Origin of the sequence: Bacillus sp. Leaf49, from assembly GCF_001426125.1 — a bacterium.
Taxonomy (GTDB): domain Bacteria; phylum Bacillota; class Bacilli; order Bacillales; family Bacillaceae; genus Bacillus; species Bacillus altitudinis.
On sequence record NZ_LMRK01000004.1, the window covers coordinates 55,724 to 69,867 of the forward strand.

A 14,144-nucleotide genomic window follows, 5' to 3' on the forward strand; every position below is an offset into this window, starting at 1 on the left:
CATTGCTTTTTCTATTACGCAAACAACTTCAGCCCAACGACGCCAATCACAATCAGCAGCAAGCTGAGGATACGAATCATGTTTTTCGGCTCTTTAAATAGAATCATATTAAACAAGACAGAACCCGCTGTTCCAAGTCCAATCCAAACCGTATAGGCAACGGAGACTTGAACGGAAGAGAACGAGGCGTACAAAAACAAAAAGGATAAGGCAAATCCGCCGACAAATAAAATGCCTGTCGTGAGTTGCTTTTTCTTACTGAACATATTGAGACCAATGGTTCCGCCAATTTCGCAGGCAGAGGCCAACAGTACAAAAAACCAGCCCATTTATACCGCTTCTCCTTTCTGCTCATGTGCATCTCCATCAGACACTTTCAGTCCAATAATTCCGAGAATTAAAATGCCCATAAATAAAAGCTTTTCTAATGAAAATGAACCGCCGAACAGCGCATAATCCATCAAAGACGTACCAATCGTTCCAACTCCGGCAAACACGGCGTACACAGTCCCAGTCGGCAGCTTCTCGCAAGCTTTCATTAAAAAATAAAAATCAACCGGGATCAGGCAGATAATGATCGCCCACTCCCACACAGCATCAGCTCTATTTAAACCAAACACCCAAAGTAATTCAAATAAACATGTGAGTGCAACATACATCCAGCTTTTTTTCATTGTATTTCCTCCTAAAACTGAAAACTGACGATTCGTCATTTTGAAGCCAAAAAAGAGCGTACAGCAAGTGCTGTACTAAGTTAAGGTGTCTCTATGCCAAGTGCGTAAAGGAGAAATTGCTTCACCTCTCGTTTTTGAATCAGAACCTCTTCTGTATCTGTTTCTGTAAATAAGTACATTTGCTCAGCTGATGATTCAAGTAAACCGATAATGAATTTCGCAGCATATTGACAGTTCAAGTTCGCACGTACTCTTTTGTCCTGTTTTGCCTTTTCTAAAAAAGAAGCGACCCATTTGTAAATCGGTTCATAAATATCTTCCCATTCCTTTAAATGCTCGGTGGCAGCTAAACCTGAATACGTTAGGGCAAGAACATCACGGTATTGTCTTGTAAAAGAGAAAATAAATTCAACTAGCGCATCTGCTTGATCAAGTACATCCGCATGCTGAGTGAGTTCCTTTTCAATGGCAGGGACCATCTGTGCGATTAGATGTTCAGCGATGGCAGGCATGACAGACAGCTTTGAAGGAAAATATAAATAAAAAGTTCCTTGCGCTACTCCTGCTGTTTTCACAATATCCGATATAGTCGTCTTTTCAATTCCCTTCTCTTTAAAGGCATCAATCGCAGCAAGCATAATTTTTTCTCGTTTTGACACAGGATCACCGACCTTAAAATGACTGAATGTCAGTCAGTTTAGCGGAAAACTGACGATTTGTCAATATGGGTTTCTCGTCATTGAATAGGAGAATAAGTGATGAATAGATGCGGGCAGGCCTGAATAAGCTGTAAATATGGTCAAGCATGATGTGAGAAAGGGGCAGCTCTCCGTATGACATTCAGTGCGATGTTTTCCATGACTTATTTTCTCTTGCTCGTCCCGCTTTATTTACATATGAGATACAGACAGTCGAAAAAACAAAAACGGTTTATCTATTTACGAACTGAAATCGTTCTTGCCTGTCTGTTTATGTATACAAATGTTTTATTATATTTGACGGTCTTTCCTAATCGTTTTTCCGCACCAAGGGATCAGGTGAGTGTCAACCTCATGCCTTTGCAGTCCATTTATCAAAATCTCCATGCGTATCATCATGGCTATCCCAATCTTGTTTTTTTAAATTTGGCAGGGAACATTTTGTTATTTGTGCCACTTGGTTTTTTTCTTTATCAAGCATTCCGAACCTTGCGCTGGCAAAAGGCAATTCTTGCTGGCTTTTTCTTGTCAACAATAATTGAAGTGCTTCAATGGATATTCTCGCAATCTGGTATGATTACAAGAAGCAGCGATATTGATGATATTCTCTTAAATACACTTGGCACAGCGCTAGGTTGTATGTTGTATCGGATGTATCAACGAAGGAAGGAGAAAATCAAGTGAAACGAGTTTGTATCATTCCATGTGGGGCGAAGAAAATGTGGGACGTCCATCCAGAGGCAGGGAGCCAGCCGGCGAACCTCGTTTATTTAAGTCCGCTGCATCAGCGTACGAAAAGCTATGCCCGAACGTTCTTTTCAGACTACCTAATCATTTCAGCGAAGCATGGATTCTTAAAGGCAGATGATATTATTCATGAAAATTATGATGTGGCTTTTGGTACACCGCATACTGATCAGATAACAAGAGAAGCACTAAGTCAGCAATTTCATGAAAAACATCTCACTGCATATGATGAATTAGTGATACTAGGTGGAAAAAAATATCGAAAGGTGATCGATCCGTTATTACTTCCTCATCAGACAGCGATTTATCCGCTGGCTCCATATAAAGGAATTGGCTATATGCTTCAGGCGTTAAAGCAAGCCGTTGAAACAAAAGTAGAACTTCCGCCGCATATTTAACGTATTCACATCTACCGGTAAGCAGGGTTTTGATCATTAAAAAGAGAATGAATGAAGTAGCGATGCTGATTGTTTCATATCTTTTCAGCAGCCACTTGGATGTCCGCATCGCTTATTAGAGTGGCTATATGAAAAAGGGGGCGTATGAACATGACAACCATCTATTTAGCTGGTGATTCAACCGTTTCATCTTACCCAGATCGTCCTGTTCAAGGAGGATGGGGAGAGTTTTTACACCGCTATACAGCGCAGGGTGTGAGCGTCGACAACCGCGCAATCGGTGGAAGAAGCTCAAAAACATTCATTGAAGAAGGACGGCTTGATAAAATATTGGCTGACATTCAGCCTGGGGACTGGCTGTTTACACAAATGGGGCACAATGATGCTTCAACGGAGAAGCCCGAACGGCATACAGATCCTTTCACAACGTATAAAAGCTATTTGTCTCAATATATTCACGGAGCAAGAGCAAAAGGGGCAACACCACTTTTATTAACGCCAGTCGGCCGCTTTCATGAAAAAGACGGAGAATATATCAATGATTTCCCTGATTACTGTGCCGCGATGAAAGAACTAGCCGATGAAGAAGAAGTTCTTCTCGTTGATTTAAATACAGTTAGTCTCCAGTTTTATCAAATTTCCGGCATAGAGAAAACGACTTCTTACTTTATGCTGTCAACAGGCATAGAGGATCGCACGCACTTTACAAAAGAAGGAGCAGATGCGATTGCAAGACTTGTTTCGCTGGAATTAAAGGACCTTGGATTAACGATTGTGTGATGGATGACAGGACGAGAAAGCGCTCGTCCTGTTCTTTTTTTGCAGAAAGCTATTGATTCCCTTCACCAGAGTAGACTACAATAGGTACATATGATAATGAGAATCAATATCAATGATAAATAGATCATTCAATGAAAAACGGAGGGACTCAAATGACAGATCAGCTTGAATTGTTTGACGTCACCATTATTGGTGGCGGTCCAGCAGGAATGTACACCGCCTTTTATAGTGGGATGCGGGATTTAAAGACGAAGGTACTGGAGTATAACGAAAGTCTTGGCGGAAAAATCCTTCTATATCCTGAAAAAGTCATTTGGGATGTGGGCGGTTTGCCGCCAACAAGAGGTGAACAGCTGATTCAGCAGCTAGAAACACAGGCGAAAACATTTGAACCAGAGATTGCGTTGAATCAAAAAATCACGCAATTCGAGCGGGATGAGCATGGTCATATCCTGCTGACGGCTGAAAATGGCGATCGTCATTTGACAAAGACCCTCATCTTAGCCATGGGTCACGGAATTCCAGTTCAGCGAAAACTTGAAATCGAGCATGCAGACCGTTATGAGGTAACAAACCTTTATTACACCGTGCAGGAGCTAAAGACGTTTGCAGGAAAGCGGGTAGTCATCTCTGGAGGCGGAGATTCAGCTGTTGATTGGGCAAATGCCCTCGTTCCAATTGCTGAAAGTGTGACCGTTGTGCATCGTCGTGATATGTTTGGCGGACATGAAAAAAACGTCGCCAACATGAAAGCATCTAGTGCTCGCATTCTCACACCGCATGAACTCACAGAGCTTCATGGTCAAGGTGACAAAATTGAAGCCGTCACCATTCAGCACTTAGAAACAGGCGACATCGAACGAATCGAAACCGATGCTGTCATCGTCAACCATGGCATGAAAGGTGATTTAAGTGTTCTATCAGAATGGGGACTCAAGCAAGGTGAGTGGGGACTCATCGAGGTCAATGAAAAGATGGAAACCAATTTACCTGGCGTCTATGCAGTTGGCGACTTATGCACACATAAAAGTAAAGTGCGTTTAATTGCCGGTACGTTTGTTGATGGAGTTAATGCACTCAATAGCGCAAAGCTATACATCGAACCAGAAGCAGAAAAAGTAGCGTACGTGTCTTCACATAATGAACGCTTTAAAGAGAAAAACAAAGAATTACAAACGGCTGGAGCGCGATAATCACCATTCAGTCAGACATTGAAGTGCTAAAATGGTTTATTTTAGCACTTTTTTATATGGAAGGAGAAAGAGAAAATGACCGCCTATACTCATACAATTCTTCGCATGAAAGAAAGCAGTAAACGATCTCTTTCTGTGAAACAAACGGACTCATGGCAAACATCTTCACTGATGTTCTTGACAACGGACGGTGCGGTGAGACTTGATATGGAAGGAATTCGATATGAGCTAAACGCCAAAGACAGTGTATTGATCCGCTCAGGTATAGATGTCATGATTCAATCTTTGTCCAGCGAGCAAGTGGTGATCTATACTGTCACATTTGATCAATTCACTCTGGCACATGATGCACAAAATGAATTGGTCTATAAGGTGAATCACGATGACCTCCCTGATAACGGTGAAGTGGTGAAAGGCTCTGCCGTCCTTTTTTCTTACATCAAACAAATACAGACGAGCCAAATCGTACAAGAACAGGCGAAATGGCTGGAAGAAATCATGTTCATTTTCCGCAAACAATCCAAGCCATACAACGAAAAAGTGCATTATTCGATTAACATGATCTTGCAGTATATGACTGCACATTATAATCAAAAACTAACAAGAAAAGACTTAGCTCATAAGATGGGGTTTCATGAGAGTTACTTTTCTACCTTTTTCAAACAAAGTATGGGGATGAGTGTGACAGAATACATTGCACAAATTCGAATAGACGAAGCCAAAAAACGTCTTTTACAAACAGACGATCAAATTCAAATCATAGCACGGCAAGTCGGGTATGCAGACAGTTTATATTTCAGCAGGAAGTTCCGTCAAAAAACAGGAAGAACGCCCAGTCAGTTTCGAATGAACCGAAGACCAGAGCGGATTGCTGCTTTTCAATTTGTCGGGTCATTGGTCGCAATAGGCATTGAGCCTGTTTGTATTGACGAAGAAACCGATCTCCATTCAGATATACTCAAAGAACATCTGGCCAGTTCGCTCGTCATAAATGAACACACGCCTGATGACGTCTTCAAATCACTTCAATTAGATGTCATCATCGTCCCTAACTATTACTATTCAAAACCTGCATTGATCAAGCGGTTGGAGCAAATCGCACCAGTTCTTGTTCTGCCATACGTCGGTCATCATGCTGTACAAGAGGTACTGTCTATAGGACGCCTTTTAGGAAGAGAAGATGAGGCAAACGATTGGGTGAAACGATTTGAACAGCTTAGTCAACAGGCAAGAAACACCCTGTCTTCCTTTAGAGAAAAAGGCGAGACCGTTGCAATCTATGAAATGAGAGGACATGACAAAGTGTATATGTGGTCCTATGAGGCAAGAGGTGCCTTCTATCTTTACGAAACGCTGGGCTTAAAACCTCCAAAAGCCATTTTAGAAGAAGTTCTTTTTCCTAATCAACATACAGTCATTCCTTTAGAGAGACTTGGAGAATACGAGGCGGATCATATGTTTTTTATTGTCTCTGACCAATATGGGTGGTATAAGCAAATGGACAAGCGAATGGAAGAAAGTGATGTTCTTCGTCAATTATCGGCTGTGAAAAATGGTACCTTTTATCCAGTAAAACTGGAGGAGTTTCGATTTGATGAAGGAGAGCGTGCACTTCTTTTGATGGACCGGTTTGTCTCTCAGTTGACACAGCCAGCCTATCCAACAATTGTCCATATGTAAGTTGCGAGAATCCTCCATAGACCACGACAGATGAGGTTGATAGAATACATGAGACTAGTAATTGATAACTATTCTCATTTGTAGTGGCGAAAATGAAGGAGGAATATGGAGATGAAAAAGACGTATTGGATATGTGCTGTCATTCTTCTAATGATATTGACGGCTTGTGGCAATAAAGAACAAGCCAAAACAGCAGAATCAAAGCAAGAAACGAAAACGGTTGAAACAGTGAAAGGAAAGATAGAGATTCCAGCTGAACCTAAACGAATTCTTGTAGATGGATATTTAGGGAGTGTGATTGCACTTGACGTTCAGCCTGTGGGATCGACCACGCAGGATTTAAAGAACGTACACTTAAAGGACAAGATAAAAGGAATAGAGGACATCAGTGACGAGCGTTCAGCTGAAAAAGCACTTAGCTTAAAGCCTGATCTGATTATCACAGCGGTACAGGATGAAAAAGTCTATGATGTGTACAAAAAAATAGCCCCTACCATCGTGTATCCTTACGGTTCTTTCAAAGATGCACATGAAGAATTAACGACGCTGGCAAAAATTTTAAATAAAGAAGAGGAAGGAAAAGCATTCCTCACCGCCTTCGATCAACGAATTGAGGCTGCTAGGAAAAAAGTGAAGTCTGCTTTAAAAGAGAATGAAACGGTCTCGATCATGGGTGCTTTTAAAAATGATGTCTATGTATATGGTAACGGAATTTATCGAGGCGGGCAGGCATTATATCAGCAATTACAGGTAAACCCGCCAAAACAGGTCAGAGATACGATTTTAAAAAGTAAGACAGGGTATGAAGTCATTTCGTATGAAACCCTTCCTGAATATGCAGGAGACTACATTTTCATCGATGAAAGCAACGGCGGAACATTTGATAAAAACAATTCTATTTGGAAGAGTCTAGAATCTGTCAAAAAAGAGCAGACCTATCAAATGGATACAGAGTTCTTCTGGCCTTACGATCCGATTGCAGTAGCCAATCAAGCGGAAGAGTTTGCTGACATATTGACAGAAATGTCTGATCGGTAGGAGGTCTGTCAATTGTTAAAGCGTTTCTTCTCATACTACAAACCATATATGGGGCTGTTTATATTAGATTTTTCCTGTGCAGTACTGGCAGCCTTACTCGAATTATCCTTTCCCCTTGCCATCAGTAAAGTGATGGACGATTTACTGCCAAACGGTGATTGGAATGCCATTTGGTTTTGGGGCATTCTGCTCCTCGTTTTATACGTGATCAGTTCTACGATGCATTATGTCGTCACCTATTTTGGGCACAAATTAGGCATTAATATAGAAACGGATATGAGGAATCAGCTATTTTCTCATGTACAAAGAATGTCCTTTCGCTTCTTTGACAAAAAGAAAACGGGAAAACTCGTGTCCCGTATGACAAATGATTTAATGGATATTGGAGAAATCGCGCATCATGGCCCGGAGGATTTATTTATCGCGATCATGACACTCACGGGTGCCTTTGGCTTGATGCTGTCGATTAATTGGCAGCTGGCGGTTCTCACATTTATTGTCGTTCCATTCTTGATCGGATTATCCGTCTACTTTACGAAAAAAATGTCTGCTGCTTTTGATAAAATGTTCTCGAGTATTGGTCAATTCCATTCACGTGTGGAAAACAATATTAGTGGCATACGTGTTGTGAAAGCATTCGGAAATGAATCACATGAAATGGACCGATTTATTGAACATAACGAGCAATTTAGAAAGACAAAGCTAACCACATATCAAATGATGGCTGTGCATACCGCTGTCAGTCATTTTCTTATTAAGAGTGTGACAGTGTTTGGCCTTGTATGCGGCGCATGGTTTGTGCTGCAAAAAAATATGACGTATGGAGAATTTGTATCATTTGTGCTATTAACAGGCATCTTCTTAGGACCCATTCAACAAATCAATGCAGTCATTGAAATGTATCCAAAAGGTGCAGCAGGCTTTAAACGATTTGCATCACTCATCGATCAATCACCTGATGAAAAGGATGCGGATGATGCCATTGAAGTTGATCAGTTAAATGGGGATATCGTTTTTGAGCATGTGTCTTTTCAATATGAATCAGACAAACCGGTTCTTCATGACATCAATCTTGAGGTGAAACAAGGAGAGACCATTGCGGTCGTAGGTCCCTCTGGTGCTGGAAAATCGACGCTTTGCAGTTTACTGCCACGCTTTTACGAATGGCAGGAGGGAATCATTACAATTGATGGCATAGAGACAAGAAAGATGACACTGCCTTCGCTGCGTAGACAAATTGGTGTCGTCCAGCAAGATATTTATTTATTCCATGGGACCATCCGAGAAAACATTTTATACGGAAAACTCGATGCATCTGATGAAGAAGTGTGGCAGGCAGTGGAGAAAGCCCAACTGAAGGATCTTGTAAATAGCTTGCCAAATGGGCTTGATACGATCATCGGTGAACGCGGAATGATGTTATCTGGCGGACAAAAACAGCGTATCTCCATTGCACGTATCTTTCTTAAAAATCCGCCAATTTTTATTTTAGATGAAGCCACATCTTCTCTGGATACGGAGACAGAATCCTTTATTCAGGGCTCACTTGAAGAACTATCTGAAGGACGAACCACGTTTATTATTGCGCATCGCCTAGCGACCATCCAGCATGCTGACCGGATTGTAGTTTTAACAAAAGAGGGCATCAAGGAGCAAGGCAGGCATGAGGACCTGCTTGAAATGGACGGGATGTACCGGCGTTTATATGAAACACAATTTAGAATGTAAAAGAGGAAAAGCCGGCATATTGCCGGCTTTTTAGCGTGTGATCATCATCCGACCATTAACTGCGGGGGGCAAATAACATCACACTGACACCAGCTAAACAGATCAAAGCACCCATCCAGTCGTACATATCAGGGGTTTTGCGATCGACCCACCAGCCCCAAAACACAGCGAGAACGACAAAAACACCGCCATAGGCCGCATAAACCCGCCCAAAGGTCGGGAACTGCTGGAATGTAGGGATGACGCCGTAAGCGACCAAGATGAGGCTACCTGCGATTCCGTAGCTGACGGGTTTTGCTTCACGCAGCCACAGCCAGACAAGATAACCGCCGCCTATTTCAGCCAGACCAGCTAATAAAAAAAGAACAATCGTTACAATCATTTTCGGACACTCCAGTTCTCCTATTTCGTTCTATTATGACATGATGAAAGGATGCGTTCTACCTGATGTAAATTGAGAGACTAATGAGAGTTTGCTAAAATCAACTGAACAGTGAATGAAACACATGCATTCTTGACTTTCCTTGAGGCGGGTGATCCAAATGGTCAATCCATCCGTTTAGTAAGTACATTCTCATGAGGAACACATTTCCTTTTTCAGCGCTCTTTTTTTCTCCTTGAAAAAAGAGTAAAGTACAAAGGAGGCTTATCTCAGCAATTTGAGTGATGAGCCATACGTGAAGATTTCATGATGAATGCATAATGCTCTTTCTCATGAAAAAGGAAGGAGATGACCATGGACACACTGAAGGATTTTGAGCTGTATCACAAGATCAAACATGATCGACACAAGCCCTCGCTTGAAATATTGTACGATCGCTATGAACGTGTGTTATATTCGTTTATTTATAAAATGACTGGAAACCGTGAGCTGGCGGAGGAAGTGCTTCAAGAAGTCTTTATCAAGCTCTGGCGCGGCATAGGAGAATATAATACAGATAAAGGGAAATTTTCCTCATGGTTATTTATGATGTCACGAAACACGGCAATCGATCTATTAAGGAAACACCGAAATGAAACAGCTCTTGAAGATGAGCATATTGAATACTTGGCAGATCATCAAGAAGATGTGTCAAAAGAAGTAGAATGGAACGAAGAAAAACAAATCATACGTGAAGCAGTATCAACATTGTCGAAAGAACAGCAAACCATCATCGAAGATGTCTATTTTAAAGGAATGACACAAAAGAGCATTGCGGAAAAACTAGGCATTCCTATTGGAACGGTGAAGGGAAGAGTTCGATTGTCATTGAAGCATTTACGAACGAAACTGTCTCGCGGAGGAAAGGAGGAAGAGGCATGACTCAGTGTAAACATCAAGTCATTGATTACTTTAACGGGCATTTACAAGGAGAAGAAAAGGCGCAGTTTGAAGAGCACATCAAACATTGCTCGGATTGCAAAGAAGAGCTTGAAGAACTGACATCGCTCATGTCTGATATTCCGTTTCTAGCAGAGGACGAAACGCCTCCGGCAGGGATGAAAGACCGCATTTTATCCAGGGTATTTGAAGAAGAGATACGAGAGACAACAATCGCTGCAACATCGAACCCGCCTCAAGATCTCAAAATGGTTCGTGATGCAAATGAGATGAAACCGCCAATGAAGAAAAAAAATCAATGGCTTTTGCCTCTCGTTGCCGCACTGCTTCTCATTTCTGCAGCTGGGAACGTGTATTTCTTAACAAATGGAACAGATCAAGCAGAAGAATCTATCAAAGTTGTTGCGACAAAATCACTGGCATCTGCCGAATCAGCAAAAACAACGGGTGCTTTTTCAGTGATTGAGCATCACGGCAAAAAAGAGCTTGTCGTGAGTGCCGACGGATTAAAAGATCAGCTTGATTCATCAGCTGTTTATCAAGTATGGCTCATTAAAGGAGATCAGCCTGTTCCGGCCGGTGCCTTTAAAACAGATAGCAAAGGGGAGGGCACCGTCACCTATGCGTTATCTGAAAAAGAAGCAAACGAATCATGGGATACGGTGGCTGTCACCCTTGAACCAAAAAAGGATAACAAGCTTCCGCAAGGCCCTGTCGTACTGAGTGCTGCATTTTAAGCTTGATTCATGAAGGATGCCTTTTTCAGGGCATCCTTTTTTGATAGGCAGAAGGAACCTTATGACAAATGAGACGTACTACATATAGAGGTGAGACACATGCAGCGATACATAGAAAAACAACTATTTCTCTTATCAGCTAGACACGCATTTACCGCATTTTATTTTTTGGTGATCCCATTCATTATAAAAGACCTTTTTGAATCAACTCCTTTATTTATGGTCATGATCGCTCTTTTTATCATTCATCATCTAGTGACAAGTATGGTATGGTTTTATAAATCGAGAAACATTCGAAAGCGCCAATCAGGTGACCTAACCAAACGGGGACATCTCGTTGTCCAGATCGTGCAGAGGCTCGAACAGCTCATGATGCTCGGTTTTGTGATGTTATTGATCAGTGGATGGATGCAGGGAGACATTGTAACGCTATCATTCACAATTTTTCTGTTCATCGTCGTTTTCTTTCAGCACATTCAGTTTTATTATGTTCAGTACTTCTTTAAATCGAGCGGCTGGTTCACCTATGTCCTCTCTTTACAAAAGGCTCGACCTTCTTACATCGTGAGGGAACGAAGGGCTTTGAAGAACTCCTAAATGTGCAATCGCTTGCTGACTGATCCATCAGCATCAGAAATGTATGATAAAATGTGGAAAAGAAGCATGGAGAAAGGGAGTGCGAGCGAGTGAAAGCAGTTGGACTATTTGAGTATTTGCCAATTGAGCATGAACAAAGCTTGATCGATCAGGAGGTGGCAAAGCCCAAAGCAGCTGGCAGGGATATTTTGGTGAAAGTAGAGGCTGTGTCGGTGAATCCAGTGGATACAAAGGTGAGGTCACCGAAGAATCAGAAAGAAGAAGAACTGAAAATTCTTGGCTACGATGCAAGCGGTACGGTGGTGGAAGTGGGCGAAGCGTGTACGTTGTTTCAGCCGGGTGACCACGTCTATTACGCAGGAGATATCACGCGACAAGGCTCAAATAGTGAATACCAGCTTGTGGATGAGAGAATTGTGGCGAAAAAGCCTGCAAATCTCTCTTTTGCCGAAGCAGCTGCCATGCCTCTTACAACAATTACGGCATATGAAGCGCTATTCGACCGAATGCATATGAAGCGGAATGCAGAAGGCTCGACCTTGCTGATCATCGGTGGAGCAGGCGGAGTGGGCTCTATCGCCATTCAACTCGCCAAATTAGCGAAAGCGACTGTGATCGCCACTGCTTCAAGACCTGAAACAAATGAATGGTGTCTCTCATTAGGGGCTGATCATATCATTGACCATCACCAGCCGCTCTTAGCGCAGCTTCAGGAAAAAGGGATTGGCGAAGTGGATTACATTTTATGCTTAAATGATACAGATGGCCATTTCAAAGGGATGGCAGAAGCGATTAAACCTCAAGGGACGATCTGTACCATTGTTGAAAATCAGCAGCATTTAGACATTCAATTACTCAAAAATAAAAGTGCTGCATTTGTATGGGAATTCATGTTCACACGGCCGATGTACAAAACCTCGGATATGATGAAGCAGCACGAGCTTTTAAAAGAAGCGAGTACATTATTTGAAGAGAAGAAGTTAAAACATACATTAACAAAGGTGCTCAGCCCCATCAATGCCGCCAATTTGAAGCAGGCACATCAAACACTTGAGCAAGGGAAGATGATAGGTAAATTTGTTCTAGAAGGATTTTAAGGAGGGGCAGTAGATGACATCATTACAATATCCGATTGGCTTATATGAACCGGTGGAACAACAAACGAAAAAGCAGCTGGAGGCATGGATTGATGAGCTGGCACTCATTCCTCAAAAGTATGAAGAGGCAGTTGTCCCATTGACAGATGATCAGCTGGATACCCCATATCGGCCAGGAGGATGGACCGTTCGTCAGCTCATTCACCATGTAGCGGACAGCCATCTGAACGCCTACTTGCGATTTAAACTTGCGCTGACAGAAGAAACACCGCACATACGTCCATATGATCAGGAGGCATTTGCTTCACTTCCTGACAGTAAGGCGTCTATCAGCCTATCGCTGCCATTAATCAGCAGTCTACATCGCCGGTGGGTCACATTACTTCGCGAGATGACAGAGGAAGATTTCAACGCTGCATATTACCATCCAGCCGATCAACAAACGGTGTCCTTGTATGATGCAACAGGAATGTACGTCTGGCATTCACAGCATCATCTCGCCCATATCACGGAATTAATCAAAAGAAATCAGTGGAAGTAAAGGAGTTAACACATGTCTAGTAGAAGAATTGTCGGCGCTATGTTTATCTGCATGGCGGCATTGTTTTATATAGCAAAATTCGTTTTGTTTGAGATTCGTTATGGTGGAAATGTAAGCACAGTAAGAACGATCGAGGAACTGGAAGATATACTCCCAGGCGGTACGTGGATCAGCATCATTTTTCTCATTATCGGTTTAGGTTATCTCTTGTGGGATGACCGGGAAGTCATTCGTCAGTATCTTTTGAACCCAGATAAACAAGGAAAAGAAGAATGAAAAAAGACGGACCTCAAGTGACCGTCTTTTTTCCTTTTTTATCCACGTTCGGGACGAAGTGCTTTTTCTAAAATAGCTAGACCTTCATTAACTTTTTCTTTTTCTTCGTCATTGAGCCGTTGTAGGGAATTTTTAATTTTTTCATGCCCTTTTTGATAAATACTTCTGAAAATATTTTTCGCTTCCTCTGTCAATTCTACGACAATGATTCGACGATCACGCTCAGAATGCTTTCGTTCCACAAAGTTCGATTGTTCTAACCGATCAAGCAGCCCTGTCATATTGGACAAAGAAGCCCCCATTTTTTCAGCAATTTCGGACACTTTAAGAGAGCCATGGTTATTGAGCAGCATGAGCACTTTCATTTGAGGCATACTCATATCAAGCTTCATCCATTCAGAAACATCTCCAAGTCCTGCAGCAGTGAGCACTTTCATATACAGCACCCATGTCTTTTTCTCCTCAGGAGATAGGATTTCCTCTTTTAGTACGGTGGTGTCATGAATATTATATTCCACGCTTGTTCACTTCCTTTAAGCGGCTCTTTTCTTTATATTACTGATTTTTACTTCTAATTGAAAGTATCATGAAGCTTTTGAATGTTAAACTGCATGAATTAAGTGGTATTTGTTGTATAAT

The 14,144-nt window shown here is 41.9% G+C and carries 18 protein-coding genes; 13 read left to right on the top strand and 5 right to left on the bottom strand.

Annotation, left to right across the window (positions count from 1 at the left end; all coding sequences use genetic code 11):
* Positions 1-14: 14 nt before the first annotated feature.
* From ASG46_RS04295 to ASG46_RS04305, 3 genes are all read right to left on the bottom strand, one after another.
* Positions 15-329, bottom strand: coding sequence for a DMT family transporter (locus ASG46_RS04295; RefSeq protein WP_007496650.1), 315 nt, complete (start codon positions 327-329; stop codon positions 15-17).
* On the bottom strand, positions 330-674 hold the full coding sequence (locus tag ASG46_RS04300; protein ID WP_003217798.1) for a DMT family transporter: 345 nt from the start codon (positions 672-674) through the stop codon (positions 330-332).
* A gap of 80 nt (positions 675-754) precedes the next feature.
* Positions 755-1,333, bottom strand: a complete 579-nt coding sequence (locus ASG46_RS04305) for a TetR family transcriptional regulator (protein WP_008341700.1) — start codon at positions 1,331-1,333, stop codon at positions 755-757.
* A 174-nt stretch (positions 1,334-1,507) separates the two neighbouring features.
* Between ASG46_RS04305 and ASG46_RS04310 the strand changes: the two genes are divergently transcribed.
* The 7 genes from ASG46_RS04310 (at position 1,508) to ASG46_RS04340 (ending at position 8,936) form a co-directional block, all read left to right on the top strand.
* Positions 1,508-2,056 (top strand): VanZ family protein, encoded by a 549-nt coding sequence (locus tag ASG46_RS04310; RefSeq protein WP_056703370.1) that lies wholly within the window; start codon positions 1,508-1,510, stop codon positions 2,054-2,056.
* Positions 2,053-2,517 (top strand): DUF6884 domain-containing protein, encoded by a 465-nt coding sequence (locus ASG46_RS04315; protein WP_024720270.1) that lies wholly within the window; start codon positions 2,053-2,055, stop codon positions 2,515-2,517. The genes ASG46_RS04310 and ASG46_RS04315 overlap by 4 nt, the downstream gene beginning before the upstream one ends.
* 150 nt (positions 2,518-2,667) lie before the next feature.
* Positions 2,668-3,297, top strand: a complete 630-nt coding sequence (locus ASG46_RS04320) for a rhamnogalacturonan acetylesterase (RefSeq protein ID WP_017358823.1) — start codon at positions 2,668-2,670, stop codon at positions 3,295-3,297.
* Positions 3,298-3,449: 152 nt separating this feature from the next.
* Positions 3,450-4,490, top strand: a complete 1,041-nt coding sequence (locus ASG46_RS04325; RefSeq protein ID WP_017366859.1) for an NAD(P)/FAD-dependent oxidoreductase — start codon at positions 3,450-3,452, stop codon at positions 4,488-4,490.
* A gap of 75 nt (positions 4,491-4,565) precedes the next feature.
* The gene (locus ASG46_RS04330; protein WP_056703373.1) at positions 4,566-6,170 is read left to right on the top strand and encodes a helix-turn-helix domain-containing protein; all 1,605 of its coding nucleotides are present in this window, start codon (positions 4,566-4,568) and stop codon (positions 6,168-6,170) included.
* A gap of 111 nt (positions 6,171-6,281) precedes the next feature.
* Positions 6,282-7,208 (top strand): ABC transporter substrate-binding protein, encoded by a 927-nt coding sequence (locus ASG46_RS04335; protein WP_024720274.1) that lies wholly within the window; start codon positions 6,282-6,284, stop codon positions 7,206-7,208.
* A 12-nt stretch (positions 7,209-7,220) separates the two neighbouring features.
* Positions 7,221-8,936 (top strand): ABC transporter ATP-binding protein, encoded by a 1,716-nt coding sequence (locus ASG46_RS04340; RefSeq protein ID WP_056703376.1) that lies wholly within the window; start codon positions 7,221-7,223, stop codon positions 8,934-8,936.
* Between the two features lie 55 nt (positions 8,937-8,991).
* Here the strand turns inward: ASG46_RS04340 and ASG46_RS04345 are convergent, their stop codons facing one another.
* Entirely contained in the window at positions 8,992-9,318 is a 327-nt protein-coding gene (locus tag ASG46_RS04345; RefSeq protein WP_007496671.1) for a YnfA family protein, read from the bottom strand.
* Positions 9,319-9,672: 354 nt separating this feature from the next.
* Between ASG46_RS04345 and ASG46_RS04350 the strand changes: the two genes are divergently transcribed.
* From ASG46_RS04350 to ASG46_RS04375, 6 genes are all read left to right on the top strand, one after another.
* The gene (locus ASG46_RS04350) at positions 9,673-10,239 is read left to right on the top strand and encodes an RNA polymerase sigma factor (RefSeq protein WP_008341682.1); all 567 of its coding nucleotides are present in this window, start codon (positions 9,673-9,675) and stop codon (positions 10,237-10,239) included.
* Entirely contained in the window at positions 10,236-10,994 is a 759-nt protein-coding gene (locus ASG46_RS04355) for an anti-sigma factor (RefSeq protein ID WP_048002102.1), read from the top strand. The genes ASG46_RS04350 and ASG46_RS04355 overlap by 4 nt, the downstream gene beginning before the upstream one ends.
* Positions 10,995-11,093: 99 nt before the next feature.
* Positions 11,094-11,591 (top strand): hypothetical protein, encoded by a 498-nt coding sequence (locus tag ASG46_RS04360; protein WP_056703380.1) that lies wholly within the window; start codon positions 11,094-11,096, stop codon positions 11,589-11,591.
* An 89-nt stretch (positions 11,592-11,680) separates the two neighbouring features.
* On the top strand, positions 11,681-12,688 hold the full coding sequence (locus ASG46_RS04365) for a zinc-binding alcohol dehydrogenase family protein (protein WP_052320912.1): 1,008 nt from the start codon (positions 11,681-11,683) through the stop codon (positions 12,686-12,688).
* A 13-nt stretch (positions 12,689-12,701) separates the two neighbouring features.
* Positions 12,702-13,229: a YfiT family bacillithiol transferase gene (locus tag ASG46_RS04370; protein ID WP_056703384.1), complete on the top strand. Its 528-nt coding sequence runs from the start codon at positions 12,702-12,704 to the stop codon at positions 13,227-13,229.
* Positions 13,230-13,241: 12 nt separating this feature from the next.
* Positions 13,242-13,505 (top strand): hypothetical protein, encoded by a 264-nt coding sequence (locus tag ASG46_RS04375; protein WP_041090741.1) that lies wholly within the window; start codon positions 13,242-13,244, stop codon positions 13,503-13,505.
* A 38-nt stretch (positions 13,506-13,543) separates the two neighbouring features.
* Here the strand turns inward: ASG46_RS04375 and ASG46_RS04380 are convergent, their stop codons facing one another.
* Entirely contained in the window at positions 13,544-14,023 is a 480-nt protein-coding gene (locus ASG46_RS04380) for a MarR family transcriptional regulator (RefSeq protein ID WP_008341672.1), read from the bottom strand.
* Positions 14,024-14,144 lie beyond the last annotated feature (121 nt).